The organism is Inquilinus sp. NPDC058860 (assembly GCF_042743185.1).
In the GTDB taxonomy this organism is placed as follows: Bacteria; Pseudomonadota; Alphaproteobacteria; order DSM-16000; family Inquilinaceae; genus Inquilinus.
The window spans coordinates 11,274-36,968 of sequence record NZ_JBHYMS010000018.1; the positions used below are offsets into that span (position 1 = coordinate 11,274).

Here is a 25,695-nt window from a genome sequence, read left to right on the forward strand (position 1 = left end):
GCTCGTGCTTTTGTATTTCCGGCCTCGGCTGGGCTTTGGGGTGTTCGGTACGTCAGCCCACCCCCTACAATAATTCGCACGGGACCGGGGTAGGTTGGGTTCGCCTTGGCGAACCCAACACATCAGTGCTCCAGCTCGGTGTCCCAGTACAGGAAGTCGCGCCAGCTCTGGTGCAGAAAATTGGGCGGAAACGCCCGCCCATTCTCCTGCAGCTCATAAGTCGTCGGCTGTTGCGGCGGCGTCAAAGGGTGCATGCCGCAATGGCTGGGCAGCTGGTGCCCCTTGCGCAGGTTGCAGACCGAGCAGGCCGCGACCACGTTGGTCCAGCTGGTGCGCCCGCCGCGGGCGCGCGGCACGACGTGGTCGAAGGTCAGCTCCTGCGACGGCAGCCGCTCGCCGCAGTACTGGCAGCTGAAGCGGTCGCGCAGGAACACGTTGAACCGGGTGAAGGCCGGGCGCCGCGCCGAGGGGATGTACTCCTTCAGCGAGATCACGCTGGGCAGCCGCATCTCGAAGGACGGGCTGCGCACCACCCGGTCGTATTCGGCGATGATGTTGACCCGGTCGAGGAAGACCGCCTTGATCGCCTCGTACCAGGGCCACAGAGACAGCGGGAAGTAGCTCAACGGACGGAAGTCGGCGTTGAGGACGAGAGCCGGGCAGTTTTCGGGTGGGGGAGACACCATCCCACTCCTTCGCCTTCATCTCTGTCCGCGGACCCTCCGCGGATGGCCATGGGTATACGAAGAAACCCACTTGACCGCAATATCCTGCGCCCAAAGGGCAGGAAATGTCACGATCTCGTCACGCCGCTCCGCTCGCTGCCTGCGGCAGGTGCCGGCGCAGCATGGCGAGGCCGGCGACCAGGCCCTCGGGATCGATGCCGTGGCCCAGGCCGGGGCGGGCGAGGGTCTCCGCATCCACCCCGGCGCCGCGCAGCGCCTGGGCCGCCGCGGCCATGGCGGCGAACGGCACCACCGGGTCGTCCTCGCCATGCACCAGCAGCACCGGCGGGCGCGAGACGATGTCGCGGGCCAGGGTGGGGGCGCCCAGCAGCGCGCCGGAATAACCGATCACCGCGGCGCAGGGTCGCGGCCGCCGCAAGGCGGTGGTGAGCGAGGTCATGGTGCCCTGGCTGAACCCGACCAGCGCCAGGTCGGCGTCGGTCAGGCCGCGCTCCGCCAGCGCCTGGTCGAGGAAACCGTTCAGGATCGGCAGCGTCACCTGCAGCCCGGCCTCCATCACCGAGGCCGTCCGGTCCTGCAGGCTGAACCATTGCCGGCCGAAGGGCGCCATGTCGCAGGGCTCCGGCCCATCCGGCGCCAGGAACTCGGCCTCGGGCAGATGGGCGGCCCAATGCGGCGCCAGCCCGATCAGGTCCTGCCCGTCGGCGCCGACGCCGTGCAGCAGGACGACCAGGGCCTTCGCGCGGCCGCTGGCCGGGGCGAGGCGGGGGCCGGAGAGGGGGCGGCCGGAGGAAGGGCGGGTCGTATCCATGCGCCATCTGTCCCGGCGCCGCCGTGTCTTGTCAACCGCGGCCGAGGTTCCGTAGTGCTGTGTCAGCCATGACCGTCGTGACCCGCTTCGCCCCCAGCCCGACCGGCTTTCTGCATCTCGGCCACGCCCATTCGGCGCTGGCCGGCTGGCGCCGCGCGCGAGAGGTGGGGGGCCGTTTCCTGCTGCGGATCGAGGACATCGACCAGGGCCGCTGCCGGCCGGAGCTCGAGGCCGCGATCCTGGAGGACCTGGCCTGGCTCGGCCTCGACTGGGACGGGCCGGTGCGGCGCCAGTCGGAGCATTGGGACGACTATCGCGCGGCGCTGGCGGTGCTGGAGGGGCAGGGGCTGATCTATCCCTGCTTCTGCACCCGGCGCGAGATCCAGGCCGAGATCGCGGCGATGCAGAGCGCGCCGCACGGCCCGGCCGACACGCCGGACGGCGCGCCGCTGTATCCCGGCACCTGCCGCCGCCTGTCGCCGCAGGAACGGGGCGACCGCCTGGCCGCAGGCCGCCCCTACGCGCTGCGGCTCGACATGGCCGAGGCGACGCGGCGCGCCGGACCGCTGGGCTGGACCGACGAGCTGGCCGGCGAACAGGTCGCGCGGCCGGAGCGGCTGGGCGATGTGGTGCTGGCGCGCAAGGAGACGCCGACCAGCTATCACCTGGCGGTGACGGTGGATGACGAGATCCAGGGCGTCACCGTGGTCACCCGCGGCCTCGATCTGTTCGAGGCCACCCATGTCCACCGGCTGCTGCAGGCGCTGCTCGGGTACCGGGTGCCGGTGTGGCGCCACCATGCGCTGCTGACCGATCCGGCCGGCCGACGCCTGGCCAAGCGCAGCGACGCGGCGTCGATCCGCGCCTATCGGGCGCAGGGCAGCTCCGCCGCCGAGGTGCGGGCGCTGGCGGGATTTCCGGACTAGCATCGGCGGCAGGATCCACCGACTCCGGAGCCGAGATGTCCGCCGCACCGACCGTCCGCTTCGTCCGCCCCGCCGATTTCGACCAGTGGCTGCCGCTGTGGGACGGCTACAACGAGTTCTACGGCCGCGTCGGCGAGACCGCGCTGCCGGCGGAGATCACGCGGGCCACCTGGGCGCGCTTCTTCGATGCCTATGAGCCGGTGCATGCGCTGGTGGCGGAGATCGACGGCCGGCTGGTCGGGCTGACGCATTACCTGTTCCACCGCAGCACCACCATGCTGGGGCCGACCTGCTATCTGCAGGATCTGTTCACCAGCGCGGCGGCGCGCGGCCGGGGCATCGGCAAGGCGCTGATCGAGGGCGTATACGAACAGGCCAGGGCCGCCGGCGTCACCCGCGTCTATTGGCAGACGCACGAGACCAACCAGACCGCGATGCGGCTCTACGACCAGCTGGCCGACCGCTCCGGCTTCGTCGTTTATCGCGGGCGGCTGTGAGAGACCTCTCTGACGCCTACTGATCCAGGATCTTTTCGCGCTGCTCTTCGTACTCGTCCTGGGTGATCGCGCCCTGGCGATAGGCGTTGTCCAGGTCGATCAGCTCCTGCCCCGTCGTCGCTCCGGCGCGGCCGGGCGGCGGCGTGTGGCTGCTGCCGCCGCAGGCGGCAACCGGAAGGGCCAGTCCGAGGGCGAGGGCGAGCGGCAGGAATCGCATGAAGGCTCCGGGGTCGAGAATGGCTGTTGAACGCCACGCGGCGGTGTTTGTTCCGGTCAGCGGGCACCACCGCCGGAGGGCGGATCCGTAGGCTCGCGCAGGCCGCGGCACAGCGCCAGATAATCCGGCTCTTCCGGCCCCACGAACCCGCGCCGGATCGCCAGGTCGATGATCACCAGGGCGACGTTGAACTTGAAATCCTCGGTATCGCGCATCCGCTCCAGCACCGCCGCCAGAGGCCGGCGCTCGAAGCTCTCGACCTCGCCGTCGGTGTTGCGCGGCGCGAAGCCGGGTGCCAGCGCCAGGTCGTAGACGAACAGCGTGTCCCGGCGCAGGCCCTCGGCCGTCTCCATCATGTAGGTGATGGCGCCGGCCGGCACCGCCTGCCGCGCCAGCTCCGGCGGGATCGCGGCTTCCTCGGCGCATTCCTTGACCACGTTCTCGGCCAGGCTCAGCCCGTGCGGCTGGCCGCCGGCGACGATGTTGTCGAGCTTGCCGGGCGCCAGCGCCCGGTCGGCCGCGCGCTTCGCGATCCACAGCAGCGGGCCGTCCGCCGCCTCGACCACGCCGTTGAGATGGATGCCGAAGGACTTGATGCCCAGCGCCACGGCGGCGCCGCGATCGACCGTGGCCAAGAGCGGCGCGCCCCATTCGGCCAGCACCGGATAGCGCTCGTTCCGCCGCTTGCGCACCAGCCCCGCCTCGATCAGCCGGTCGGTGACCTCCTCCAGCGCCTCGGCCCGCGCCTCCGGCCCGGACAGGCGCTCGTCCAGCCGCCAGCCGCTTCCCTCCGGCCGCAGCGGCCCGGGCCGCCGGTCGAGCAGGTCGGCCGCGGGCGGGGTGACCCAGCCGGCGACGGTGTCGCCGATCCGCCACGGACGCAGCCGGGCGGGATCATGGGCGGTGCAGGCGCGGATTCGGTCGAGCAGGCTCATGGTTCCGGTCTAGAGCATGTCGGGCGCCCGGGAAACGACGATCCTTCGGCGCCCCGTCCGGGCCGGCACGGGAGGCGTGCAACCGGCGGCGGGAAGGCTTACTTTGGCGCAGCCGCGGCCTGGATGGCCGGATCGGGAATGGAAGGAGTTGCGGGTGCGGCAGGTGGGGATCGGTCGGATCGCGACGACAGGCGGGGCGGCGCTGCTGCTGCTGGCCCTGGCCGGGCCGGCTGCGGCGGCGGTCGATCTCGGCAACCTGTCGGCCGACGACATGCGGGCGTTGCAGCGCATCCTCGAGACCGAACGGACCAATGCGTCGAAACGCCTGCCCTCGGGCCTTTCCGTCACCGTGATCAAGACCCAGACCTCGCCGCGCGTCTGCCGCGTCTTCCGCATCGGCCGCCAGGGCCAGGAGGGACAGGCCGTGGGCTGCCGTGTCGGCGCCCAGCGCTGGGCGCTGAACGCCTCGATCGACGCGGCCCAGGCCGCCCCGGTCGAGGCGTCGCCGGAAGAACCGGTGGTGCGGCCCAAGGTCGTGGCCCAGTCGCGGCCGATCCAGAATTCCGAGGACGAGGGGGTGGAGGAGGCCGGGGCGGTGGCCGCGCCGGCGGCGCCGGCCCGCAGCGCGCCTCCCCAGCCCGCCGCGCCCGACACCGCCGCACCGCCGAAGGAAACGCAGGTGGCGGCGCTGCCGCGGGCGCCGTTCCAGGCCCCCCGTCCGCAGCTCCGGCCGCGCGATGTCGATGCGCCCGAGCCGGCGGCCGCAGGCCCGACCCAGGCGCCGGTGCCGCGGGCCCGGCCGGCGGCAGGAGGCCCGGCCCCCGCCGCGGCGGCCGCCCCGCAGCCTGCCGCGCCGGTGGTCGAGATCGACCCGAGCCTCCGGGTGCTCACATCGCCGCCGGCGGTGCCCCCGCCGTCGCCGCGTCCGGGCGCGACCCGTCCCGTCGCCGCGGCACCGGCCTCGCCGGCCGCCGAGGCCGCTCCGGCTGCGGCGGTCCCGGCACCGGCCGCATCGGCCGTCCCGAATCCCATGCCGGCGGCCCCGGCGCCGGACGGGCCGGAATCGCTGATCAACGTGCCGCCCGCGGCGTTTGCCCCGGCTCCGGCGGCGGAATCGCTGCTGCCCCGGGCCGGAATGGCGGCGGGGCCTGCCGCCCCGGCGCCCTTCGTCGTGCCGCCGCCGCGGTCCCGGCCGGTCGTGGCTGCAGCCCACCCGACCCAGGGCGTGGCGCCGCCCGCGACCCGGCCGCCGCCGCCCGGTGCCGCGGACGTGCCGGTGCCGCGCCGCCGCCCGGGCTGATCCGCGGTGTGTGACGGTTTCGCGCAATCGCCCTGGGCGACACCCCGGGCGCGCCCTATAGTCCTTGCATGAGCATCGTCTTTCTCATCCTGGCCGTGATCTGCATGCTGGGGGTGGTCGCCTCGCTCGCGACCGGCGTCTTCGGCATGGCCCAGAACGGGCCGTTCAACCGGAAATGGGGCAACAAGCTGATGCAGGCCCGCATCGGCTTCCAGGCCCTGGCCATCCTGTTCTTCGTGCTGGCCCTGTGGACGGCCTGACAGGACGGCGCCGATGGTCACGCTGACCCGGATCTACACCCGCGGCGGCGACGCCGGGCAGACCTCGCTTGTCGGCGGCCGGCGCGTGGCCAAGCACGACCTGCGGGTCGAGGCCTATGGCACGGTGGACGAGGCCAATGCCGTGATCGGCCTGGCCCGGCTGCACACGGCAGGCGAGGCCGACGCCATGCTCGGCCGGATCCAGAACGATCTGTTCGATCTCGGCGCCGACTTGGCGACGCCGGAGGAGCCTGATCCGAAATACCCGCCGCTGCGGGTCACCGCGGCGCAGGTGGAGCGGCTGGAGCGCGAGATCGACGCCATGAACGCGTCCCTGGCGCCGCTGAACAGCTTCGTGCTGCCGGGCGGCAGCGCCGCCTCGGCCCATCTGCATCATGCCCGGACGGTGGTGCGCCGGGCGGAACGGCTGGTCTCGGCCCTGATGATGGCCGACGCGGTCAACTCCGAGGCGCTGAAATACGCCAACCGGCTGTCCGACCATCTGTTCGTCCTGGCCCGCCGCATGAATGGCGACGGCAAGGACGACGTCCTCTGGGTCCCCGGAGCGCATCGGTGAGCCCATCTGCTCACAGCTTGGGCAAGATGCTTGCGCGGGCGGCAGTCGCGTTGACAAGCTCTGTCGGACATCACTATCGTTCGACCTCTTTGCTGCACCGCACCAATGCGGGCGGCCGGCGGGACAGGGACGTTCGGAGCGGAACCCAGGCATGATCCAGACGATCGGCGTCATCGGCGCAGGGCAGATGGGCAGCGGCATTGCCCAGGTCGGCGCCCAGAGCGGCTTCACCATCCGGCTCATGGACACTGACCCGAAGGCGTTGGAGCGGGCGCGGGAGTCGATCGAAGGCCATGTCGACCGGCTGATCGGCCGCGGCAAGCTGACCGCCGCGGAGAAGCCGACGGTCCTGGCCCGGATCCACACGGCCTCGGAGTACCAGGCGTTCAAGGATTGCGACCTGGTGATCGAGGCGGCGACCGAGAGCGAGCCGATCAAGCGCGAGATCTTCAAGCAGCTGGTGCCGCATCTGAACGAGCGGGCGATGGTGGCGACCAACACCAGCTCGATCTCGATCACCCGCCTCGCGGCCACGACCGACCGGCCCGAGCGCTTCATCGGCATGCATTTCATGAATCCCGTGCCGGTGATGAAGCTGGTGGAGATCATCCGCGGCATCGCCACTGACGACGCCACCTACGAGTCGATCCGCGACCTGGCGCTGAAGCTGGGCAAGACCCCGGCGGTGTCGGAGGATTTCCCGGCCTTCATCGTCAACCGCATCCTGCTGCCGATGATCAACGAGGCGGTCTACACCCTGTACGAGGGGGTGGGCTCGGTCGAGGCGATCGACACCTCGATGAAGCTCGGCGCCAACCATCCGATGGGTCCGCTGGAGCTGGCCGACTTCATCGGCCTCGACACCTGCCTGTCGATCATGAACGTGCTGTATGACGGCCTGGCCGACAGCAAGTACCGGCCCTGCCCGCTGCTGGTGAAATACGTCGAGGCCGGCTGGCTCGGCCGCAAGACCAAGCGCGGCTTCTACGACTATTCCAAGGACGTGCCGGTCCCGACCCGGTGAGGGGCAGGCCGAAGGTCACGCCATCTGCCGGCCATCCTCGAACCAGACCAGGGCCAGGCACAGCGCGGCGGCGCCGGTCGCGGCTGTCCGCGCCCAGTTCCAGGCGTCCCATGGGCCGAAATAGCGGGCCCGCGCCGCCGCCAGGTCGGCCGCGCCGTCCAGCGGGACCGTCGCCAGCCACTGGTTCAGCGGCACGCTCGCCAGGAAGGTGAGGGCGAAGCCGGCGAGGCCGTACAGGGCCACCGCCGCCGCCAGCCAGATCTCCGGCCGGCCGAACCGGGCGCGGGCCAGCCGCAGCGCCAGCAGCGCCGCCGGGAAGGCGAGGGCGCCGAAGAAGGCGAAGGCGAAGACCGGGTTGCGGACGGTGGCGTTGATCGCCTGCATGGCGGCGATCGCGGCACGGTCGTCGAGCTGCGCCAGCCCGTACAGCACCGAGCAGGCATAGGCGTAGAAGAAGCCCGCCGCCAGCGCCACGGCGAGGGTCGACAGCACCAGCAGGAAACGGTCGAGGTGACGAAGCGGCGGCATCCGGATCTCTCCTGACCTGTACCGTACCGATCGGTACTGATAAGATGATCGGGATGGCCGGCGGGGTCAAGAGGAGCGGATGGCGCGACGAAGCGAGGAGCGGCGGCAGGCGGTGCTGGATGCGGCGCTGGCGGTGCTGGAACGGCGGGGCTATGCCGGGACCAGCATGCTCGACATCGCCCGCGAGGCCCGCGCGTCGAAGGAGACGCTCTATGCCTGGTTCGGCGACAAGAAGGGGCTGTTTGCCGCGCTGGTCGCCGACAACGCGGCGGCCGTGAACGCCGTGATCGAAGCGGTGCCGGCCGGCTCGGAGGAGGCGTCGATCCGCGCCGTCCTGTCGGAGTTCGGCACGGCGCTGCTGGCCCTGCTGCTGGGCCCGCGCGCGGTGGCGATCAACCGGGCCGCGGCGGCGGAGGCCGTCCGGGATGGAGAGCTGGGTCGCCTTCTCGTCGCCTCCGGCCGGGCGGCGACGGGCGGCCGGATGGTGGCCCTGCTGCGGGACCGGGCCGTGCGGGGCGAGATCGAGGCCGACGATCCGGAGGACGCCTTCTCGGTCTTCCTCGGCCTGCTGCTGCGCGACCTGCAGATCCAGGTGCTGGTCGGGGCGGCCACGACGCCGGACGGAAAGGCGCTGCGGCGGCGCGCAGAGGCGGCGGCGGAGCTGTTCCTGAGGCTCTACGGGCCGCGGCCCGGCTGACGCGTCATGCCCCGATCGGCACCTTGGTCTCGTACTTCACCCGGGACAGGTTGAAGCTGGTGCGGAAGCGCTTGATGTTGTGCTCGTTCGCCAGCACGCGCCGGCAGAACAGGTTGTAGGCCTCCATGTCGCGGCAGGTGACGACCAGCAGGTAGTCGATCTCCCCGGACACGAAATAGCATTGCTGCACCTCCGGCTCGGCCGCGATCTTGCGCTCGAAGGCGGCCAGCACGTCCTCGCGCTGGCGGTCGAGCTCGACCCCGACGAAGGCGACGATGGTCTGGCCGACCTTCTCCGGGTCGACCAGCGCCACGTCGCGCACCACCACCCGCTCCTGCCGCAGCCGGCGCACCCGTTTCAGGCAGGCCGGCGGCGACAGGCCGACGCGCTCCGCCAGGGCCAGGTTGGTGATCTGATTGTCCTCCTGCAGCGCATCGAGGATGCGGCGGTCGATGGCGTCGATCTGAGGCGGGGCCGGCCGGTTGCGGTCGGGACTTTTCATCGATTTTCTCGAAGCGGCGTCCACACATTCCACAACGGAAATTCCGGTCGTGCAAATCGAAATCCGTTGCCGATGATTTCGTCATAGCCTCGTTCCATCAAACAGGAGGCAACCATGGACTCGACCGATCTGTCGAACCGCATCGAGGTGCATGACCGGGAGGCGCTGGCGACGGCCCGGGCCGTGCTCGACGCCTGCGCCGATCCGGCGGCGATGGGCGAGGCGGTCAAGGCCGCAGTCGGGCGCAACGCGCAGTGGCGCGGCGAGGACTGCATCAACCTGCTGGCGCCGGAGGCGCCGACCAGCCCCGGCGTGCGGGCGTTGCTGGCGGCGGAGATCGGCACCCGCGCGGCCGAGGGCCATATCGGCCGGGTCAACCGCTGGTTCGCCGGCACCCGCCATATCGACGAGGTCGAGGCGCTGTGCGTCGAGCTGCTGAAGCGCCATTTCCGCTGCAACTACGCCGACCACCGGCTGTGCGCCTCGATGATCGGCAACGCCGTGGTCTACACCGCGCTGACCGCGCCGGGCGACGTGGTGATGACCGCGGCACAGCCCACCGGCGGCCATTCCTCGAACCGGTTCGACGGGCCGGCCGGCGCCATGGGCCGCACCATCGTCGACATTCCGATGGACCCCGACGAGCTGGTGGTCGACCTCGACCTGTTCCGCCGGGCGGCGCCGCTGGCCCGGCCGAAGCTGGTCGCGCTGGGCCTGTCGATGACGCTGTTCCCGCAGCCGGTGGCGGCGATGCGCGAGGTGATCGCGGAGTGGGGCGGCCGCTTCTTCTTCGACGCGGCGCACCAGCTGGGCCTGATCGGCGGCGGCCAGTTCCAGGATCCGCTGAAGGAGGGCGCCGACATCGTCACCGGCTCGGCCGGCAAGACCTTCGCCGGCCCGCAATCCGGCATCCTCTTGTGGGACGACCCGGCGATCACCGAGGCGGTGACGACGGCGGTCTTCCCGGTCTGGGCGGCGACGCACCAGGTCAACCGGGTGGCGGCGCTGGCCCTGGCGACGGCGGAGGCGATCGCGTTCGGCGAGGCACTGCAGGCCCAGATCGTCGCCAACGCCCAGGCGCTGGCGAAGGCGCTGCAGGAGCGCGGCGTGCCGATGCTGGGCGCCCATAAGGGCTTCACCACCACGCATCAGGCGATCGCCGACGCCCGCGGCTTCGGCCGCGGCCTGGCGGCGGCGCAGACGCTGGAGCGCGCCAACCTGATCGTGAACAAGAACCTGCTGCCGGCCGACCGCAAGGAGGACTGGGACTATCCCGGCGGCCTGCGGATCGGCACCATCGAGGTCACCCGCTTCGGCATGCGCGAGCGCGAGATGGAGGCGATCGCCGAGCTGATCGCCCGGGTGCTGGTGCGCGGCGAGTCGCCGGAAGCGGTGCGGCCGGACGCGGTGGCGCTGCGCCACAGCTTCCCGACGATCCACTACTGCTTCGAGAATGGATTGCCGCCAGGCTAGGGCCGGATGGGTTAAGGCCGGAGTGTTTTGCCTCTCCCGCCAGGCGGGAGAGGCAATTGAAGACGCTTCCTCAGCCCCCGCTGCGCCGGGCGCGCGGGTGGGCGTCGGCGTAGACGGTCATCAGCCGGTCGGTGTCGATCCCGGTGTAGCGCTGGGTGGTCGACAGGGCGGCATGGCCCAGGAGCTCCTGGATCGTGCGCAGGTCGCCGCCGCCGGCCAGCAGGTGGGTGGCGAAGCTGTGCCGCAGCGCGTGCGGCGTCGCCGAATCGGGCAGGCCCATGACGGCGCGCAGCTGGCGCATCTGCCGCTCGGCCACGCCGGGGTTCAGCGGGCCGCCGCGGGCGCCCAGGAACAGCGGCCCGCCGGCGGCGAGCGGGAAGGGGCAGGCGGCGATATAGGCGTCGACCGCCTCGCGCACCGCCGGCAGCACCGGCACCATGCGCTGCTTGCGGCCCTTGCCGGTGACCACCAGCGTGTCGCCTTTCGGGGCCTCGCGCCGGGTCAGCCCCAGCGCCTCGCCCAGGCGCAGGCCGCAGCCATAGAGCAGGAAGAGGAGGGCGCGGTCGCGCAGCCCGATCCATTCCTCGGTGGCCAGCGTCTCGACCGTGTCGACCGCGGCCAGCGCGTCGGTCACGGCCAGCGGCCGGGGCAGGCGCTTCGGCAGCTTGGGGTTGCGCAGGGACCCGATCGCCGCGTTGTGCAGCACCCCGGCGCGGTCGAGATGGGCCAGGAAGTTGCGGACGCCGGACAGGCCGCGCGCCCGGGTGGCGGCGCCGGCCCCGCCCGCGGCCCGGCGCGACTGGAAGGCGCGCAGGTCCGAGAGTGCGGCGGCGGACAGGTCGTTCAGGCTGGGCGGCCGGCCGAGATGCTCGGCCAGGAAGCCGACGAAACGGCCGACATCGCCGAGATAGGCGCGCAGCGTGTGCGGCGACACCCGCTTCTCGTCCTCCAGCCAGACCCGCCAGCGGCCGGCGGCGTCGCGCAGATCCGCCGCCGCCGGCCAGCCGGCCATGGAATCGGGGTCAGGGAGTTGCCCCTTTTCTGTCATTGCCGGGCTTGACCCGGCAATCCAGAGAGCGTCGACACCCTCTGGATGCCCGGGTCGAGCCCGGGCATGACAGCAAAAGGAGGCTTCACGTGCATTTCATTGCCAAGAGGCCTTGGCAGAGTCACCGGTCCTAATCCTGCCCGGGGGTCAGCCAGGAGCGGATGCAGCGCTCCAGCACCCGGCCGAGGAAGCCGACCAGCTCGGTCCGCATGCCGGGATGGAACATCTCCGGGTCGCGGCTGCCGAGGGCCAGGACGCAGGGCGGCACCTCCGGCGACACGTTCAGGCGGATCAGCGCCTGGCTGCGCACCAGCCCGGCCCCGGCGCCGAACAGCGCCTCCTCGCCGGCGATGTCCGATTCGAGCATCAGCTCCTGCCCGCCCAGGCGGCGGCCGACCTCGCCCGGCCCGACGATGCGGACCTCGGCGCTGTGCGGCGGCGATTCCTCGCCCTCCGCCGCCTCGACCAGCAGGGTGACCACGTCGAGGTCGAGCAGGACCGCGAGGTCGGTCGACACCGTGTGGATCAGCTGCTCGAAGCTTTCCGCGTCGAGCAGGAACAGGATCGCGGCATGCACCCGGTTCTGGGTGTTGTGGTTGGCGCGGCTGGCGCCGATGAAGGCGCGCTGCTGCTCCTTCAGCCGGTCGACCTGGCCGCGCAGCCTTTCGGCCTGGTAGCCCTGCAGGTCGATCACTCCGTCGCCGCGGTCACGCGGCGGCAGGGCCAGCCGGCCTAGCAGGTCGGGGTGCTGGACCAGGAAGTCCGGATGGGCCAGCAGCCAAGCCGAGACGTCCGCCGCGGTGAGCGCGGGGGCGTCCGGCCGCTTCACTTCCTGTGCCAACGGGCCGCCCTCACGCCGCCGACTTCTGCTGCTTCAGGGCCGCGAGCTCGCTGTCGTCGAGGATGCTCTGGCCGGTCTTCTGCCAGTCGGCCACGAAGGCGGACAGGCCCTTGTCGGTCAGCGGATGGCTGAACAGCGAGCGCAGCGCCGCCGGCGGCAGGGTGCCGACATGGGCGCCGAGCTTGGCGGCCTCGATCACATGCCGCGGCCCGCGGATCGACGCCACCAGCACCTGGGTCTTGATGTCCGGATACTGGCGGTAGATCTGGACGATGTCGGCGATCAGCTGCATGCCGTCCTCGCCGACGTCGTCGAGCCGGCCGACGAAGGGCGAGATGAAGGTCGCGCCGGCCTTGGCCGCCAGGATCGCCTGGCCGGCCGAGAAGCACAGCGTGACGTTGACCATGGTGCCGGCGTCGGACAAGGTGCGGCAGACCTTGAGCCCGGCGGGCGTCAGCGGCACCTTGACCGCGATGTTCTTCGCGATCTTGGCGAGCTTGCGGCCTTCGGCCAGCATGGTGTCGAAATCGGTCGCGGCGACCTCGGCCGAGACCGGCCCCTTCACCACCTCGCAGATCTGCGGGATCAGGTCCAGGAACTTGGCCCCGGACTTGGCGATCAGGGAGGGGTTGGTGGTCACCCCATCGACCAGGCCGGTGGAGGCCAGGTCACGGATTTCGTTGAAGTCGGCGGTATCGATGAAGAACTTCATGGGCCTCGTTCCAATGGCCAGCGGTCGCTTCGGGCCGATGCGCGGCACCGGCGTCGGCCCGCGGGGGCAAGTCTAGCCCATGGCGGAGTCCGAGGCCACAGCAGCGACGCCGGTCGAGGAGGAGAGTGGCGCGATCGCCACGGTCCGGGTGCTGCTGCCGCTGCCCTTGGCAGAAGCTTACGATTACGCGGTGCCGGAGGGCATGGATCTTGCGCCCGGGAGCTATGTCGAGGTGCCGCTCGGCCGGCTGCGGCGCGTGGGCGTGGTCTGGGGGCCGGGCAGCGGACAGGTCGCCCGGGCGCGGCTGAAGCCGGTCGCGCACCGTTTCGACCTGCCGCCGCTGCCGGAGGTGGCGCGCAGCTTCACCGACCGGGTGGCCCGCTACACCCTGTCGCCCCCCGGGGCGGTGCTGCGCATGACCCTGTCCTCGACCGGGGCGCTGGAGCCGCCGAAGCCGATCACGGCCTATCGCCGGGCGGATCTCCCGCCCGAGGGCGCGAAGCTCAGCGCCGCCCGGCGGCGGGTGCTGGCGGTGCTGGCGGACGGGCCGCCGCGGCTGCCGGCCGAGCTGGCGCGCGAGGCCGGCTGCGGCGCCGGCGTGATCAAGGGCATGGCCGAGGCGGGGCTGCTGGAGGTGGTGCTGCTGCCGGGCTTCGACCCGGTGCCGCAGCCCGATCTCGCCCGGCCGCGGGCGGTGCTGGGCGAGACCCAGCGCGAGGCGGCGGACCGGCTGATCGACGCCGTCGCCGATGGCGGCTATTCGACCACGCTGCTCGACGGCGTCACCGGCTCGGGCAAGACCGAGGTCTATTTCGAGGCGGTGGCGGCGGCGCTGGCGGCCGGCCGGCAGGTGCTGGTGCTGCTGCCGGAGATCGCGCTGTCGGCGCATTGGCTCGACCGTTTCGCCGCCCGCTTCGGCGTGCGGCCGACCGAATGGCATTCCGAGCTGAACTCGACCCAGCGCCGGCGCAACTGGCGGGCCGTGGCCTTCGGCGAGGCCCGCGTGGTGGTCGGCGCCCGCTCGGCCCTGTTCCTGCCCTATCCCGATCTCGGCCTGATCGTGGTCGACGAGGAGCATGAGAGCGCCTTCAAGCAGGAGGACGGCGTCGTCTACCAGGCCCGCGACATGGCGGTGCTGCGCGGCCATCTCGGCGGCTTTCCGGTGGTGCTGGCCTCGGCCACCCCGTCGCTGGAGACGCTGGCCAATGTCGAGGCCGGGCGCTACGCCGCGCTGGAGCTGCCGTCGCGGCACGGCACGGCGCGGCTGCCGGCGGTGAGCGCGATCGACATGCGCCGCGAATCGCCGCCGCGCGGCCGCTTCCTGTCGCCGACCCTGCGCGAGGCGGTGGTGGAGACGCTGGCAGCGGGGGACCAGGCGATGCTGTTCCTGAACCGCCGCGGCTACGCGCCCCTGACCCTGTGCCGGCATTGCGGCCATCGTCTCGAGTGCCCGCACTGCACCGCATGGCTGGTCGAGCACCGCCTGGCCGGGCGGCTGGAGTGCCACCATTGCGGCCACCGGGCGCCGCTGCCCAAGGCCTGCCCGTCCTGCCAGGCCGAGGGCAGCTTCGCCGCCTGCGGCCCGGGGGTGGAGCGGATCGCCGAGGAGGTCGACGCGACATTGCCGGAGGCGCGCTGGCAGATCGTCGCCTCCGACACCTTCTCCGGCCCCCAGGCGATCGCCGACCTGACCGCCGACCTCGACAGCGGCGCCGTCAACCTGCTGATCGGCACCCAGATCCTGGCCAAGGGCCACAACTTCCCAGGCCTGACGCTGGTCGGGGTGGTCGACGCCGATCTCGGCCTCGCCGGCGGCGACCTGCGGGCGGCGGAGCGGACCTGGCAGCTGCTGCACCAGGTCGGCGGCCGGGCCGGGCGGGGCGAGAAGCCGGGGCGGGTGCTGCTGCAGAGCTTCATGCCCGACCATCCGGTGATGCAGACCCTGGTGGTCGACGACCGCGACGGCTTCCTGGCGTCGGAGGCGGAGGCGCGGCGGTCGCGCGGCCTGCCGCCCTACGGCAAGCTGGTGGCGCTGATCGTCTCCGGCCCCGATCGCGGCGCGGTCGACCGGGTGTCGCAGGATCTCGGCCGGGCCGCCCCGCAGGGCGACGGGCTGATGGTGCTGGGCCCGGCCGACGCGCCGCTGGCGATGCTGCGCGGCCGCCACCGCCGCCGCCTGCTGCTGAAAGCGGACCGGCGGATCACGGTGCAGCCGCTGGTGGCGGAATGGGTGTCGCGGGTGCAGGTGCCGGGCACCGTCCGGGTGCAGGTCGATATCGACCCGTACAGCTTCCTTTAGAAGCCGTTTGGCCGCATCAGCGCGGCGGTTCGCTCAGCTCCAGCCGGTTGCCGGCCGGGTCGCGGGTGAACAGGCGGCGATAGCCGACGGGCGGCCGCGGGTCGTCCTCGATCGGCGCCCCGGCAGCGCGCAGCCGGGCCTCGGCCGCATCCAGATCCGTAACGGTCAGGCACAGATGGCGGTCCGCCGCCATCTGCTCCGCCCGGCCCGGCGCGTCCGGCGACAGGTGGATCTCGGCGGCGCCGACCCGCAGCCAGGCGCCCTGGCTGCGCCGGCCCTGCGGCTTCGGCAACTGTTCCAGCCCCAGCGTCTCGACATAGAAGCGCACCGTCTCGGCCTCCAGCTCGGCCGGGAAGGTCAGGTTGGCGTGGTGCAGGGCGAGGATGGTCACGGCCGGGCTCTCCGATCGGGAGGGCCGATCATCAGCCGCATGCCGGCCGGGATCAACGGGCGTCGCGGTACCGGGCCGGCGTGATCCCCAGGGTGCGGCGGAACATGGCGGTGAAGGCGCTCGGGCTGTCATAGCCGAGCTCCAGCGCCACGGCGGTGACGCTATGGCCGCGGCCGAGCAGGTCGAGCGCCGCCAGCAGCCGGGCCCGGCGCTGCCACGCGGCCACCGACAGGCCGGTCTCGGCGCCGAAGCGGCGCTCCAGCGTGCGCGGGCTGGCGGCGGCGAGGCGCGCCCATTCGGCCAGCGGGCGGCGAACCCCCGGCGCCGCCAGCAGCGCGAGGGCCAGGCGCCGGGCGCGGCGGTCGCGCGGCATCGGCAGCAGCAGCCGGGTGGGCGGAGCCGCCGCCATCTCGTCCAGCATCACGGCGACGACGCGGCGCTGCCGGTCGTCCAGCGGCCGGGCCGGCGCCCAGGTGGCGGCGCGCAGCGCCAGCTCGCGCAGCAGGGGAGAGAAGGGCAGGACCCGGCAGTCGGCGGGCAGCCCGGCCGCCGCCTCGGCCGGGACCTGGATGCCGTGCATGTGCAGGCCGCCGTCGGTGCTGGCGTCGTGCATCAGGCCGGGCGGCATCCACAGGGCACAACCGGTCGGCACGCACCAGCGGCCTTCGGCGGTGCCGATCACGGCGCTGCCCGCCTGGGGCCAGAAGATCTGGCCGCCGCGATGGGCATGGGCAGGCGTCTCGAAGGCGTCGTCGATCCGCACCTCCAGCCGCACCATCTGGTCCGCCAGCCGGTCGAGCATCGTCGCCTCGGGCGAGTCCGGGGCCATGCGGATGACCGTTTCGCGATAGGACATGGCCCGGCCTCGTGCGATCGGGGGGCCGCGATCCGATAGGGTGGTTCAACCCTGGCCGGTTCACGGCCGTGATATGCAAATGAGAGTAATTATCACATGATGCCGCAGATCACCAAGTCGCACCCCGAGGCCGCATCGCCCCTGTTCGACCTCAGCGCCTTCCCGCTGGTGCGGCTGCCGATGCCGGAGCCCGGGATCGCCGGCACTGGCGAGCGCTGGGCCGCCGAGTTCGACGCCATCCTGGGGCGGGGAGAGCGGTTCGTCCTGCTCAGCATCGGGCCGATGCCGGAGGACGAGGCGCATGAGGACCGCAAGGCCCGCACGCTGTGGCTGAAGCGGCGGCGGGCGGATCTCGGCCGGCTCTGCCTGGCCCATCTCCATGTCGAGCGCGATCCGGACCGGCGCGCGGCGATGCAGGATCGCGCCGCCAAGATGGCCGGCGCCTTTCCCTATCCGCTCGCGCTGTTCGACTGCGAGGATACGGCGCTGGACCGGGCCTGGACGCTGCTGCGGGCGGTGCCGCTGACCCTCTAGCCGGCCTCGCCCCGCCCCAGCAGCGATGCGAAGGCGGCCAGCACAGCGGCGTAGACGTCGCGCTTGAACGGCACGATCTCGGCCAGCACCCGGTCCGGCGCCGACCAGCGCCAGGCGTCGAACTCGGGGTGCTCGGTCTCGATGTCGATGTCGCGGTCCTCGCCCAGGAAGCGCAGCGCCACCCAGCGCTGCTCCTGGCCGCGGTAGCGCCCGCCCCAGACCTTGCCGACCAGATGGTCCGGCAGGTCGTAGCGCACCGTCTCCGGCGCCTCGGCCAGGAACTCGGCCCGGTCGGTGCCGATCTCCTCCTTCAGCTCGCGGAAGGCGGCCTGCCGCGCCGTCTCGCCGGAGTCGATGCCGCCTTGCGGCATCTGCCAGCCGTCGGGCGTGTCGCGGCGGCGCGCCACGAAGACGCGGCCGTCGCGGTCGAGCAGCATGATGCCGACGCAGGGCCGGTAGGGCAGGGAGGCCCCCGGTTTGTCCGTCGTCGGCATGGCGCGGCGGCTCAGCCCGCCTGCCCCTTCTGGAACAGCGACAGGCCGCGCAGCAGGTCGAGCGCCCGCGACAGCTGGTAGTCGACATCCGCCGGCTTGTTCGCATCGGCCGCGCCGTCGGACGGCGGCGACGCCGCCTTGTCCTGGCCCGGGGTGGCGGGCTTGTCGGTCGAGGCGCCGCCGCCCGGAGGCGTCGTCGGGGCGCCGCCCGGCGGCGTCGTCGGGGCCTTCTGGTCGGCGCCGCCCTCGCCCGGCGCGGTCTGCTTGTTGTCGTTGTTCAGGGCGCCCTTCAGGTCGGATTCGCGGTAGCCGCGCATCTGCGCGATCTCCTCGATCCGGGCCTGCTGCACCTCGATGTCCGGGGTGATGCCGAGCTGCTGGATCGACCGGCCGGACGGGGTGTAGTAGCGCGCCGTGGTCAGCCGCATCGCGCCATGGCCCGGCAGCGGGATGATGGTCTGGACCGAGCCCTTGCCGAAGCTCTGCGTCCCCATCAGCACGGCGCGGTGGTGGTCCTGCAGCGCGCCGGCCACGATCTCGGAGGCCGAGGCGGAGCCGCCGTTGATCAGCACCACCAGCGGCAGCCCGTCGGCCATGTCGCCCGGGGTGGCGTTGTAGCGCTGCGCCTGGTCGGCCTTGCGCGACCGGGTCGAGACGATCTCGCCCTTGTCGAGGAAGGCGTCGGACACGGCGATCGCCTGGTCCAGGAGGCCGCCCGGGTCGTTGCGCAGGTCGAGGACATAGCCCTGCAGCTTGTCGCCGAGCTTCTTCTTGATGTCGGCGATGCCGCGCTTCAGCCCGTCCTCGGTGCGCTCGGTGAAGCTGGTGATGCGGATGTAGCCGATGTCGCCCTCGGTCCGCCAGCGCACCGATTCCACCGGGATGGTGGCGCGCGCCAGGGTCAGGTCGAAGGGCTCCGCGTCACCACGGCGGACGGTGATGACGATGTTGCTGCCCACCGGGCCGCGCATCTTATCCACAGCCTCGTTGAGGCTCATATTGACGATCGGCTTGCCGTCGATGGCGATGATCAGGTCGCCGGCCTGGACCCCGGCCTTGGCGGCGGGGGTGTCGTCGATCGGCGACACCACCTTCACCACCCCGTTCTCCATCGTCACCTCGATGCCGAGGCCGCCGAAGCTGCCCCGGGTCTGGGACTGCATGTCCTGGAACTCGTCCGAGTTCAGGAAGTTGGAGTGCGGGTCCAGCGAGGTCAGCATGCCGTTGATCGCGGATTCGATCAGCTGCTTGTCGCTGACCTGCTCGACATACTCCGCGCGCACCCGCTCGAACACCTCGCCGAACAGGTCGAGCTGCTTGTAGGTGTCGGTGGAGTCGTTGCTCGTCGCGGCCTTGTCCGGCGCCTTGTCCTGCGCCCAGCCCTGGAAGGTCAGGGTATGCCCGCCGACGAAGGCCAGGCCCATCAGGGCCCCGATGGCAACGGCGTTCAGGTGCTTCTTCATGCTTGCCCTCGCTGACGGCCGGGCCGCCAGGCGCTCGAGTCAATCGGCCGACCGGCCGTCTCCGGTACCGGAGGGGCGGCTGGCCAGGGTGGACGCCACTCGATGATATCTGCCGGGTTTCGGCGGGATCAAGTTACCTGACGTCCATATTTGCGGTTTCGCGTCACATTGGCGCCCCGAATCCGGCCGTCAGGCGGCGTCGATGAGGCTGCGACCGGTCATCTCCTCCGGCTGCGGCAGCCCCATCAGCTGCAGCAGGGTCGGCGCCACATCGGCCAGCCTGCCGTCATGCAGGGCGCGGCGCGGCCCCCCTGCCTGGGATCCGGGCGCATTCACCAGGATCACCGGCACTTTATTCAGCGTGTGCGCGGTGTGCGGGCCGCCGGTCTCCGGGTCGCGCATCAGCTCGGCATTGCCGTGGTCGGCGGTGACGAGCATGGCGCCGCCCTGGCGCCGCACCGCGGCCTCGACCCTGCCGAGGCAGGCATCGACCGTCTCGCAGGCCTTGATCGCCGCCGCCAGGATCCCGGTGTGGCCGACCATGTCCGGGTTGGCGAAGTTGACCACCACCAGGTCGTATTTGCCGCTGTCGATGGCGGCGACCAGCTTCTCGCAGACCTCCGGCGCCGACATCTCCGGCTGCAGGTCGTAGGTGGCGACCTTGGGGGAGGGGACCAGGATGCGGTCCTCGCCGGGGAATTGCGTCTCCTCGCCGCCGTTGAAGAAGAAGGTGACGTGCGGGTACTTCTCGGTCTCGGCGGTGCGCAGCTGGGTCCTGCCGGCCTCGGCCACCACCTCGCCCAGACCCCTGTCGATCGATTTCGGCGGGAAGATCGCCGACATGAAGCGGTTCAGCAGGTCGGAATACTCGACCATGCCGCAGGCGTCGGCGAAGCGGACCGGGGGGCGGGCGAAGCCGTCGAAGGCCGGGTCCAGCAGCGCCTGCAGGATCTCGCGCACCCGGTCGGCGCGGAAATTGGCGCACAGCACGCCGTCGCCATCCTTCATGCCGGCATAGCCGCCGATCACGCTGGGCAGGATGAACTCGTCGCCGGTATCGGCGCGGTAGGCGGCCTCGACCGCGGCGACCGGGTCCGGCGCCGCCTCGCCCCTGGCCTCGGCGACGGTGCGATAGGCCTTCTCCACCCGCTCCCAGCGCTTGTCGCGGTCCATGGCGTAGTAGCGGCCGTCGACGGTGGCGACACGGGCGTTCGGCAGCCCTTCGATGTCCTTCAGGAAGCGGCGGAGATAATCGGCGCCCGCGCGCGGCGGGGTGTCGCGGCCGTCGGTGTAGGCGTGGACCGCGACCGGCACGCCGGCCTCGGCGACGATCTTCGCCAGCGCCGCGATCTGGTCCTGATGGGCGTGCACGCCGCCGGGCGACAGCAGGCCCATCAGGTGGCAGGTGCCGCCGGAGGCTTTCAGCGCCTCGATGTGCTTCCGCAGCGCCTTGGCCTTGGCCAGCGAGCCGTCGGCGATGGCGTTGAAGATCATCTGCAGATCCTGGAACACCACCCGGCCGGCGCCAAGATTCATGTGCCCGACCTCGGAATTGCCGATCTGGCCGTGCGGCAGGCCGACCGCCTCTTCGCTGGCCTGCAGGAAGGCATGCGGCTCCCCGGCCCACAGCCGGTCGAAATTCGGCGTGTCGGCCAGGCGCACGGCGTTGTCCGCCTCCTCCTCGCGCCAGCCCCAGCCGTCGAGGACGCAGAGGACGACGGGCCGAGGGACGTCTGGACGGGGTGGGGTCGCGGCTGCTGCGCTCATCGCATGTCCTTTCTCGGAATCCGCCCTTCATGTATCGGTTGATGCTGCCAACGCAAGGGGGGCACCGACATGGGCGAGAGAACGGCACCGGTCCGCGGCCGCTGGCTGGCCGCGGCGCTGGTCCTGGCCGGATGGGGCGGGTCGATGGCCGGCGCGGCCGGCGGCGAGGCCGATCCGGTCGAGCGCTGGCAACAGCTGGTGCGTGCCAACATCGCTCGCTATGTCTGCGGCGCAGCCCCGCGCGATGCGGGCCGGCAGGTCCACTTCGCCTACGCCTTGAGCGATGCCCGGCTCCAGGCCCTCGCGACGCTGGCCCAGCGTGCGAACGCGCCGACGAGCGATCCGGCGGTGCTGGCCGATCTCGACCGGCGCCGGGCCGGGCAGGAGAGGGCGGCGCGCGATGCGGTGGCGCAGCGCGGCTGCGCCGATCCGCAGGTCACGGACCTGATCGGCGTCGCCGATCGGGCGTCCAACTGACATGCGCGACCGGATGGCATCGCGCGGCAGCCGCCGGCTGTGGGCAGTCCTGCTCCTGGCCGGTCCGCTGCTTGCCGGCTGCGCCGGCCCGGTGACCGGCGCGGCCTATGACACCAAGGATCCGGTCGACCGCTGGCAGGCGGCGCTGCGCGCCAACGCCGCGCGCTATGTCTGCGGCGCGCCGCTGGCGGAGGGGCGCGAGGCCCGGCTGGCCGACGCCATGATCGAGGCCCAGCATCAGGCGGAAGCGGCGCTGGCGAAGCGGGAGGGCACGGCGCCGACCGATCCGGAGGTGCTGGGCGACATCGCGTCCCGCCGCACGCAGCAGGAGCGGGTGGTGCGCGATGCGGTCGCAGAGCGCGGCTGCTCCGATCCGCAGATCATGGATCTGATCGCCCTCGCCGAACGTTTGTCCGCCGGTCAGGCCTGATCTGAGATTGATGATGGAGAACGCGATGCGCATCTGGCGCTTCGGACCGGCGGCGATGGTCGCGGCCCTCGCCCTCGGGGGCTGCAATGAGCAGGGCTATATCGACCCCGGCTACCCCGGCCAATCCGGCACCCCCGGCTATTCCAGCTATTCCGGGGCAGGGCGGGTGCCGCAGCAGGCGGGCTATGCCGGCGATGCGCTGCAGCGCTACGACGCCATGGTCCGGGCCGAATCCGCGGCGCGATCCTGCCGGGTGCAACTCGACCCGCGGCAGGAGCAGCGCTTCGGGCAGGTGCTGTCGCAGGCGGAATCCGAAGCGGCGGGCCAACTTGCCGGCGCCTCGGGCGCGCCGGGCGGCGAATCCGCGGTCTGGCAGGAGCTGGGGTCCCGCCGTGCGGCGAATGAGCGCGACGCCGCCAGCCTGGCCCGCCAGCGCGGCTGCCGCTCCGGCCCGGTGGAGGAGCTGATCGGTGCCTACCGCAACTTCGCGGCGACAGGTTGACGGTCAGGGGCCGAACAGGACCCGGAACATGATGCGCCCGGGAACGGCGAAGGCCACGATCAGCGGGATGCCGAGGGCGAAATAGGCGATTCTTCGCATGATCCGGCGGTGGCGTTCGACGTCGTGCCGCCGGGCGGCGCTGACCGCCTGCCACAGGCTGGCCAGGGTCAGCACGGCGAGCAGGTGAAGCCAGCTGACCGGCCCGACATGCGGCGGGACCGGCCGGTCCAGGATGAAGAGCGCGCTGACGCAGCCGGCGACGAGCGCCGCGACCCAGATCCAGCCCGTGGCGCGGTGGCGCGGCGTCCCCTTCGGCAGGATCAGCTGCAGCGGCGCCAGGACGACGGCGATGCAGACCGCGGCGACGTGAAGCTGGATGACGAGCGGGGCGTCCAGCAGCGGCGCAAGCGACATGGTCTTCCCGCCCCCTCCGTCACGCCCTTATGCCCGGTGATACGGATGTCCGCTCAGGATGGTCTGGGCGCGGTAGATCTGCTCCGCCAGCATCGCCCGGGCCAGCATGTGCGGCCAGGTCAGGCGGCCGAAGGACAGCAGCAGCTCGGCCCTGTCGCGGACCGCATCGTCATGGCCGTCGGCGCCGCCGATCAGGAAGGCCGCTTCGGCCCGGCCCTCGTCGCGCCAACGGCCGAGCAGGCGGGCGAAGCCGGCGCTGTCGAGGTCGCGGCCGCGCTCGTCCAGCGCCACCACCGCGGCCCCGGTCGGCACCGCGGCCAGCAGCAGCGCGGCCTCCTCCCGCTTCAGCGCGGCGCCGGACAGGCCTTTGCGGGCCTCGACCTCACGCAGCGTCAGCGGCCAGGCGGACCGGCCGGCATAGTCGTCGAACAGGTCGCGCGACGGCCCGGGGCGGGCGCGGCCGACCGCGGCGATGGTCAGCCGCATTCAGGACCGTCCGGACCGGCTCAGGCCGTGCCGGCGATGCGGGTCACCCGCTCGGCGTCGTCGTCCCACATCTTCTCGAGGGCGTAGAAATCGCGCACCTCGGGGCGGAACAGATGGACGACCACGTCGCCGGCGTCGATCAGGACCCAGTCACCGCGCGCCTGGCCCTCGACCTGGACCGGGCCGGGCGCCAGCGGCTTCAGCTTCTCCAGCAGATGGTCGGCCATGGCGGCGACCTGGCGCGAGGAGCGGCCGGTGGCGATGATCAGGCTGTCGGCGATGGAGGACCGGCCGGTCAGGTCGATCACGACCAGATCTTCGGCCTTGTCGTCGTCGAGCGACGTGAGGGCAGTCTCGAGCAGGGGCCGGGCAAGGCTGGCGGCGAGGCCCGGCGGCAGACGCCCGGCTTCGGCCCGGGGCGTCTCGGTGTTCGGTCGTATGGCGTTCACCTCATGGTTGTGCGGCGGCACGGCGCCGATGCGCCGCGGCGTCGACGGAGTCGGGGCGAAGCTGCCGCGCGGCCCTCAGCGCCGTGGCCGAGGCCGGGTGACGCTTCGCCAGGAAGAACACCCAGGCCGGTGGGGCCGTTCCGGCCAGAGCCCGGGTGTGATCCTGGTCGATCCGCGCCCGCGCGAACCGCTGCGCCGCCAATCCCGACAACGCCCTTAGAGAATAGGTAGGACGGTCGTAGACGGCAACCGGCACGGTCTCGAAGATTTTCGTCCAGCGCTGCCAGTGGCGGATCTGCGCCAGGTTGTCGGCCCCCATCAGCCAGACGAACTCGGTCCGCGGGAAGCGGGCGGTCAGCGCCCGCAGCGTGTCGGCGGTGAAGCGGGTGCCGAGCTCGGCCTCGATCCCGGTGACGACGATGCGCGGGTGGCGGGCGGCGCGTCGGGCGGAGTCGATCCGTTCGGCGAAGGGCGCCATGCCGTCGGCCGATTTCAGCGGGTTCTGCGGTGACACCAGCCACCACACGGCGTCCAGGCCCAGCCGCTTCATCGCCTCCAGGCTGATGTGCCGGTGCCCGGCATGGGCCGGGTTGAACGACCCGCCGAGCAGCCCGACGCGGCAGCCGTCCCAGATCCGGCCGTGCCGGGGATTGGGCGGGGTCAGCATGGCTGCGCCCCAGCCCCGCGTAGGTTGGGTTCGCCGAGGCGAACCCAACATTCTGCCGGTGCCGCTGCCAACAACCCTGTTGGGTTCGCGTGCCGCGAACCCAACCTACGGAACAGGGTCTTCATTCAAGGGCGCGTCTGGCCGGTGCCGCGGACGAGGTACTTGTAGCTCGTCAGCTGCTCGGTGCCGACCGGGCCGCGGGCGTGCAGCCGGCCGGTGGCGATGCCGATCTCGGCGCCCATGCCGAACTCGCCGCCATCGGCGAACTGGGTCGAGGCGTTGACCAGCACGATGGCGCTGTCGACCCGTGCCAGGAACGCTTCGGTCGCCGCCTCGTCGGCGGTGACGATGCCGTCGGTGTGGTGGCTGCCGTGCAGGTTGACGTGCTCGATCGCGGCGTCCAGCCCGTCCACCGTCTTCACCGACAGGATGGCGTCGAGATACTCGGTGTCCCAGTCGTCGTCGGAGGCGGCCAGCACCCGCGGGTCGATCGCCTGGACCACGGTGTCGCCGCGGATCTCGCAGCCGGCCTCGATCAGGTCGTCGAGGATCGGCCGCAGCATGGTCCCGGCGACGCTGCGGTCGATCAGCAGCGTCTCGGTGGCGCCGCACACGCCGGTGCGCCGCATCTTGGCGTTGTAGACGACGCGCCGCGCCATCTCCGGGTCGGCGGCCTCGTGCACATAGGTGTGGCAGATGCCGTCCAGGTGCCACAGCACCGGGATCCGGCTGTCCGCCGCCACCCGGGCGGTCAGCGACTTGCCGCCGCGCGGGATCACCACGTCGACGAATTCGGTCAGGCCCAGCAGCTCGCCCACCGCGGCGCGGTCGCGGGTCGGCACCAGCTGCACCGCGCTGCGCGGCAGGCCGGCCTTCTTCAGCCCGTGCCCGATCGCGGCGGCGATGGCGGTGGAGCTGCGGAAGCTCTCCGACCCGCAGCGCAGGATGCAGGCGTTGCCGGATTTCAGGCACAGCGCGGCGGCGTCGGCGGTGACGTTGGGCCGGCTCTCGAAGATCACGCCGACGACGCCGAGCGGCACCCGCACCCGCTGGATGCGCAGGCCGTTCGGCTGGGTCCAGTCGGCCAGCACCGTGCCGATCGGGTCGGGCAGGGCGGCCACCGCCTCCAGCCCCTGGGCGATCGCCTCGATCCGCTTGTCGTCCAGCGCCAGCCGGTCGAGGAAGGATCCGGCGACGCCGTTCTGCCTGGCCTCCGCCACATCCTCGGCATTGGCCGCCAGGATCAGCGCTCGGTCGTCGCGGATCGCCGCCGCCGCCGCCGTCAGCGCCGCGTCCTTCTGCGGTCGCGGCGCCAGGGCCAGCGCGGCAGCGGCGCTGCGCGCGGCGGCGCCCAGGCGGCGCATCAACTCGGCGGTGCTCTCGGTCTCGGCGTCGAACAGGGCGGTCATCACGAGGTCTTTCAAACGCGATG

The 25,695-nt window shown here is 72.0% G+C and carries 32 protein-coding genes; 13 read left to right on the top strand and 19 right to left on the bottom strand.

Features of this window, described 5'->3' with window-relative positions; genetic code table 11:
- Nucleotides 1-122 precede the first annotated feature (122 nt).
- Nucleotides 123-686: an HNH endonuclease gene (locus tag ACFW16_RS14620; RefSeq protein ID WP_342237145.1), complete on the bottom strand. Its 564-nt coding sequence runs from the start codon at nucleotides 684-686 to the stop codon at nucleotides 123-125.
- 118 nt (nucleotides 687-804) lie between these two features.
- A complete protein-coding gene (locus ACFW16_RS14625; RefSeq protein WP_380306115.1) occupies nucleotides 805-1,497 on the bottom strand; it encodes an alpha/beta hydrolase in 693 nt (230 codons plus the stop codon).
- Nucleotides 1,498-1,565: 68 nt separating this feature from the next.
- Between ACFW16_RS14625 and gluQRS the strand changes: the two genes are divergently transcribed.
- Both gluQRS and ACFW16_RS14635 read left to right on the top strand, forming a co-directional pair.
- Nucleotides 1,566-2,423: a tRNA glutamyl-Q(34) synthetase GluQRS gene (gene gluQRS, locus ACFW16_RS14630; RefSeq protein WP_380306117.1), complete on the top strand. Its 858-nt coding sequence runs from the start codon at nucleotides 1,566-1,568 to the stop codon at nucleotides 2,421-2,423.
- A 35-nt stretch (nucleotides 2,424-2,458) separates the two neighbouring features.
- The gene (locus tag ACFW16_RS14635; RefSeq protein ID WP_380306118.1) at nucleotides 2,459-2,920 is read left to right on the top strand and encodes a GNAT family N-acetyltransferase; all 462 of its coding nucleotides are present in this window, start codon (nucleotides 2,459-2,461) and stop codon (nucleotides 2,918-2,920) included.
- Nucleotides 2,921-2,936: 16 nt separating this feature from the next.
- On the opposite strand, the gene ACFW16_RS14640 is transcribed toward ACFW16_RS14635, so the two are convergent.
- Both ACFW16_RS14640 and ACFW16_RS14645 read right to left on the bottom strand, forming a co-directional pair.
- Nucleotides 2,937-3,137 (bottom strand): SHOCT domain-containing protein, encoded by a 201-nt coding sequence (locus ACFW16_RS14640; RefSeq protein WP_380306120.1) that lies wholly within the window; start codon nucleotides 3,135-3,137, stop codon nucleotides 2,937-2,939.
- A gap of 56 nt (nucleotides 3,138-3,193) precedes the next feature.
- Nucleotides 3,194-4,072, bottom strand: coding sequence for a DUF4743 domain-containing protein (locus tag ACFW16_RS14645; RefSeq protein ID WP_380306122.1), 879 nt, complete (start codon nucleotides 4,070-4,072; stop codon nucleotides 3,194-3,196).
- A 154-nt stretch (nucleotides 4,073-4,226) separates the two neighbouring features.
- Here ACFW16_RS14645 and ACFW16_RS14650 point away from each other — a divergent pair, with 154 nt between their 5' ends.
- The 4 genes from ACFW16_RS14650 (at nucleotide 4,227) to ACFW16_RS14665 (ending at nucleotide 7,233) form a co-directional block, all read left to right on the top strand.
- Nucleotides 4,227-5,372: a hypothetical protein gene (locus tag ACFW16_RS14650; protein WP_380306124.1), complete on the top strand. Its 1,146-nt coding sequence runs from the start codon at nucleotides 4,227-4,229 to the stop codon at nucleotides 5,370-5,372.
- 68 nt (nucleotides 5,373-5,440) lie between these two features.
- Nucleotides 5,441-5,632, top strand: a complete 192-nt coding sequence (locus tag ACFW16_RS14655) for a twin transmembrane helix small protein (RefSeq protein ID WP_380306126.1) — start codon at nucleotides 5,441-5,443, stop codon at nucleotides 5,630-5,632.
- 13 nt (nucleotides 5,633-5,645) lie between these two features.
- Complete coding sequence (locus ACFW16_RS14660; protein WP_380306128.1) at nucleotides 5,646-6,209, top strand: cob(I)yrinic acid a,c-diamide adenosyltransferase; 564 nt, start codon at nucleotides 5,646-5,648, stop codon at nucleotides 6,207-6,209.
- A gap of 151 nt (nucleotides 6,210-6,360) precedes the next feature.
- Entirely contained in the window at nucleotides 6,361-7,233 is an 873-nt protein-coding gene (locus ACFW16_RS14665; RefSeq protein WP_380306130.1) for a 3-hydroxybutyryl-CoA dehydrogenase, read from the top strand.
- 15 nt (nucleotides 7,234-7,248) lie between these two features.
- Here ACFW16_RS14665 and ACFW16_RS14670 read toward each other — a convergent pair whose 3' ends face one another.
- A complete protein-coding gene (locus tag ACFW16_RS14670; protein ID WP_380306132.1) occupies nucleotides 7,249-7,761 on the bottom strand; it encodes an anthrone oxygenase family protein in 513 nt (170 codons plus the stop codon).
- Nucleotides 7,762-7,840: 79 nt separating this feature from the next.
- Between ACFW16_RS14670 and ACFW16_RS14675 the strand changes: the two genes are divergently transcribed.
- A complete protein-coding gene (locus ACFW16_RS14675) occupies nucleotides 7,841-8,458 on the top strand; it encodes a TetR/AcrR family transcriptional regulator (RefSeq protein WP_380306134.1) in 618 nt (205 codons plus the stop codon).
- 4 nt (nucleotides 8,459-8,462) lie between these two features.
- On the opposite strand, the gene ACFW16_RS14680 is transcribed toward ACFW16_RS14675, so the two are convergent.
- Nucleotides 8,463-8,960: an Lrp/AsnC family transcriptional regulator gene (locus ACFW16_RS14680; protein WP_380306136.1), complete on the bottom strand. Its 498-nt coding sequence runs from the start codon at nucleotides 8,958-8,960 to the stop codon at nucleotides 8,463-8,465.
- Between the two features lie 114 nt (nucleotides 8,961-9,074).
- Here ACFW16_RS14680 and glyA point away from each other — a divergent pair, with 114 nt between their 5' ends.
- Nucleotides 9,075-10,433 carry a serine hydroxymethyltransferase gene (gene glyA, locus ACFW16_RS14685; protein WP_380306138.1) on the top strand — a complete coding sequence of 453 codons (1,359 nt, stop codon included), beginning with the start codon at nucleotides 9,075-9,077 and terminating at the stop codon, nucleotides 10,431-10,433.
- Nucleotides 10,434-10,503: 70 nt separating this feature from the next.
- On the opposite strand, the gene ACFW16_RS14690 is transcribed toward glyA, so the two are convergent.
- The 3 genes from ACFW16_RS14690 to fsa all read right to left on the bottom strand — a co-directional run bounded on the left by ACFW16_RS14690 (nucleotide 10,504) and on the right by fsa (nucleotide 13,034).
- Nucleotides 10,504-11,445 (bottom strand): tyrosine recombinase XerC, encoded by a 942-nt coding sequence (locus tag ACFW16_RS14690; RefSeq protein WP_380306140.1) that lies wholly within the window; start codon nucleotides 11,443-11,445, stop codon nucleotides 10,504-10,506.
- A gap of 166 nt (nucleotides 11,446-11,611) precedes the next feature.
- The gene (locus ACFW16_RS14695; protein ID WP_380306142.1) at nucleotides 11,612-12,322 is read right to left on the bottom strand and encodes a DUF484 family protein; all 711 of its coding nucleotides are present in this window, start codon (nucleotides 12,320-12,322) and stop codon (nucleotides 11,612-11,614) included.
- 10 nt (nucleotides 12,323-12,332) lie between these two features.
- Nucleotides 12,333-13,034, bottom strand: a complete 702-nt coding sequence (fsa, locus tag ACFW16_RS14700; protein WP_380306144.1) for a fructose-6-phosphate aldolase — start codon at nucleotides 13,032-13,034, stop codon at nucleotides 12,333-12,335.
- Between the two features lie 79 nt (nucleotides 13,035-13,113).
- Between fsa and ACFW16_RS14705 the strand changes: the two genes are divergently transcribed.
- On the top strand, nucleotides 13,114-15,333 hold the full coding sequence (locus ACFW16_RS14705; protein ID WP_380306146.1) for a primosomal protein N': 2,220 nt from the start codon (nucleotides 13,114-13,116) through the stop codon (nucleotides 15,331-15,333).
- A 16-nt stretch (nucleotides 15,334-15,349) separates the two neighbouring features.
- Here the strand turns inward: ACFW16_RS14705 and ACFW16_RS14710 are convergent, their stop codons facing one another.
- Together ACFW16_RS14710 and ACFW16_RS14715 are read right to left on the bottom strand one after the other, a co-directional pair.
- Nucleotides 15,350-15,724 carry a VOC family protein gene (locus tag ACFW16_RS14710; RefSeq protein WP_380306148.1) on the bottom strand — a complete coding sequence of 125 codons (375 nt, stop codon included), beginning with the start codon at nucleotides 15,722-15,724 and terminating at the stop codon, nucleotides 15,350-15,352.
- A gap of 52 nt (nucleotides 15,725-15,776) precedes the next feature.
- Nucleotides 15,777-16,580 (bottom strand): AraC family transcriptional regulator, encoded by an 804-nt coding sequence (locus ACFW16_RS14715; protein WP_380306150.1) that lies wholly within the window; start codon nucleotides 16,578-16,580, stop codon nucleotides 15,777-15,779.
- A 96-nt stretch (nucleotides 16,581-16,676) separates the two neighbouring features.
- On the opposite strand from ACFW16_RS14715, the gene ACFW16_RS14720 reads away from it, so the two are divergent.
- The gene (locus tag ACFW16_RS14720; RefSeq protein WP_380306151.1) at nucleotides 16,677-17,114 is read left to right on the top strand and encodes a hypothetical protein; all 438 of its coding nucleotides are present in this window, start codon (nucleotides 16,677-16,679) and stop codon (nucleotides 17,112-17,114) included.
- Here ACFW16_RS14720 and ACFW16_RS14725 read toward each other — a convergent pair.
- From ACFW16_RS14725 to gpmI, 3 genes are all read right to left on the bottom strand, one after another.
- Nucleotides 17,111-17,608, bottom strand: a complete 498-nt coding sequence (locus tag ACFW16_RS14725) for an RNA pyrophosphohydrolase (RefSeq protein WP_380306153.1) — start codon at nucleotides 17,606-17,608, stop codon at nucleotides 17,111-17,113. The genes ACFW16_RS14720 and ACFW16_RS14725 overlap by 4 nt on opposite strands.
- An 11-nt stretch (nucleotides 17,609-17,619) precedes the next feature.
- Nucleotides 17,620-19,071 (bottom strand): S41 family peptidase, encoded by a 1,452-nt coding sequence (locus ACFW16_RS14730; RefSeq protein WP_380306155.1) that lies wholly within the window; start codon nucleotides 19,069-19,071, stop codon nucleotides 17,620-17,622.
- Nucleotides 19,072-19,260: 189 nt separating this feature from the next.
- Complete coding sequence (gpmI, locus tag ACFW16_RS14735) at nucleotides 19,261-20,838, bottom strand: 2,3-bisphosphoglycerate-independent phosphoglycerate mutase (protein ID WP_380306157.1); 1,578 nt, start codon at nucleotides 20,836-20,838, stop codon at nucleotides 19,261-19,263.
- A gap of 69 nt (nucleotides 20,839-20,907) precedes the next feature.
- On the opposite strand from gpmI, the gene ACFW16_RS14740 reads away from it, so the two are divergent.
- The 3 genes from ACFW16_RS14740 to ACFW16_RS14750 are packed head-to-tail and all read left to right on the top strand — an operon-like array spanning nucleotide 20,908 to nucleotide 22,247.
- Nucleotides 20,908-21,315 (top strand): hypothetical protein, encoded by a 408-nt coding sequence (locus tag ACFW16_RS14740; RefSeq protein WP_380306159.1) that lies wholly within the window; start codon nucleotides 20,908-20,910, stop codon nucleotides 21,313-21,315.
- A gap of 1 nt (nucleotide 21,316) precedes the next feature.
- Nucleotides 21,317-21,745 (top strand): hypothetical protein, encoded by a 429-nt coding sequence (locus ACFW16_RS14745; protein WP_380306160.1) that lies wholly within the window; start codon nucleotides 21,317-21,319, stop codon nucleotides 21,743-21,745.
- Between the two features lie 25 nt (nucleotides 21,746-21,770).
- Nucleotides 21,771-22,247: a hypothetical protein gene (locus ACFW16_RS14750; RefSeq protein WP_380306162.1), complete on the top strand. Its 477-nt coding sequence runs from the start codon at nucleotides 21,771-21,773 to the stop codon at nucleotides 22,245-22,247.
- A 3-nt stretch (nucleotides 22,248-22,250) separates the two neighbouring features.
- Here ACFW16_RS14750 and ACFW16_RS14755 read toward each other — a convergent pair whose 3' ends face one another.
- The 5 genes from ACFW16_RS14755 to ACFW16_RS14775 all read right to left on the bottom strand — a co-directional run bounded on the left by ACFW16_RS14755 (nucleotide 22,251) and on the right by ACFW16_RS14775 (nucleotide 25,672).
- Nucleotides 22,251-22,661 (bottom strand): DUF2306 domain-containing protein, encoded by a 411-nt coding sequence (locus ACFW16_RS14755; RefSeq protein WP_380306164.1) that lies wholly within the window; start codon nucleotides 22,659-22,661, stop codon nucleotides 22,251-22,253.
- Nucleotides 22,662-22,688: 27 nt separating this feature from the next.
- Nucleotides 22,689-23,147: a 23S rRNA (pseudouridine(1915)-N(3))-methyltransferase RlmH gene (gene rlmH / locus ACFW16_RS14760; RefSeq protein ID WP_380306166.1), complete on the bottom strand. Its 459-nt coding sequence runs from the start codon at nucleotides 23,145-23,147 to the stop codon at nucleotides 22,689-22,691.
- Nucleotides 23,148-23,167: 20 nt separating this feature from the next.
- The gene (rsfS, locus tag ACFW16_RS14765; RefSeq protein WP_306770139.1) at nucleotides 23,168-23,617 is read right to left on the bottom strand and encodes a ribosome silencing factor; all 450 of its coding nucleotides are present in this window, start codon (nucleotides 23,615-23,617) and stop codon (nucleotides 23,168-23,170) included.
- On the bottom strand, nucleotides 23,598-24,263 hold the full coding sequence (locus tag ACFW16_RS14770; protein ID WP_380306168.1) for a nicotinate-nucleotide adenylyltransferase: 666 nt from the start codon (nucleotides 24,261-24,263) through the stop codon (nucleotides 23,598-23,600). The genes rsfS and ACFW16_RS14770 overlap by 20 nt, the downstream gene beginning before the upstream one ends.
- 125 nt (nucleotides 24,264-24,388) lie before the next feature.
- Nucleotides 24,389-25,672 carry a glutamate-5-semialdehyde dehydrogenase gene (locus tag ACFW16_RS14775; RefSeq protein WP_380306170.1) on the bottom strand — a complete coding sequence of 428 codons (1,284 nt, stop codon included), beginning with the start codon at nucleotides 25,670-25,672 and terminating at the stop codon, nucleotides 24,389-24,391.
- Nucleotides 25,673-25,695: the final 23 nt, after the last annotated feature.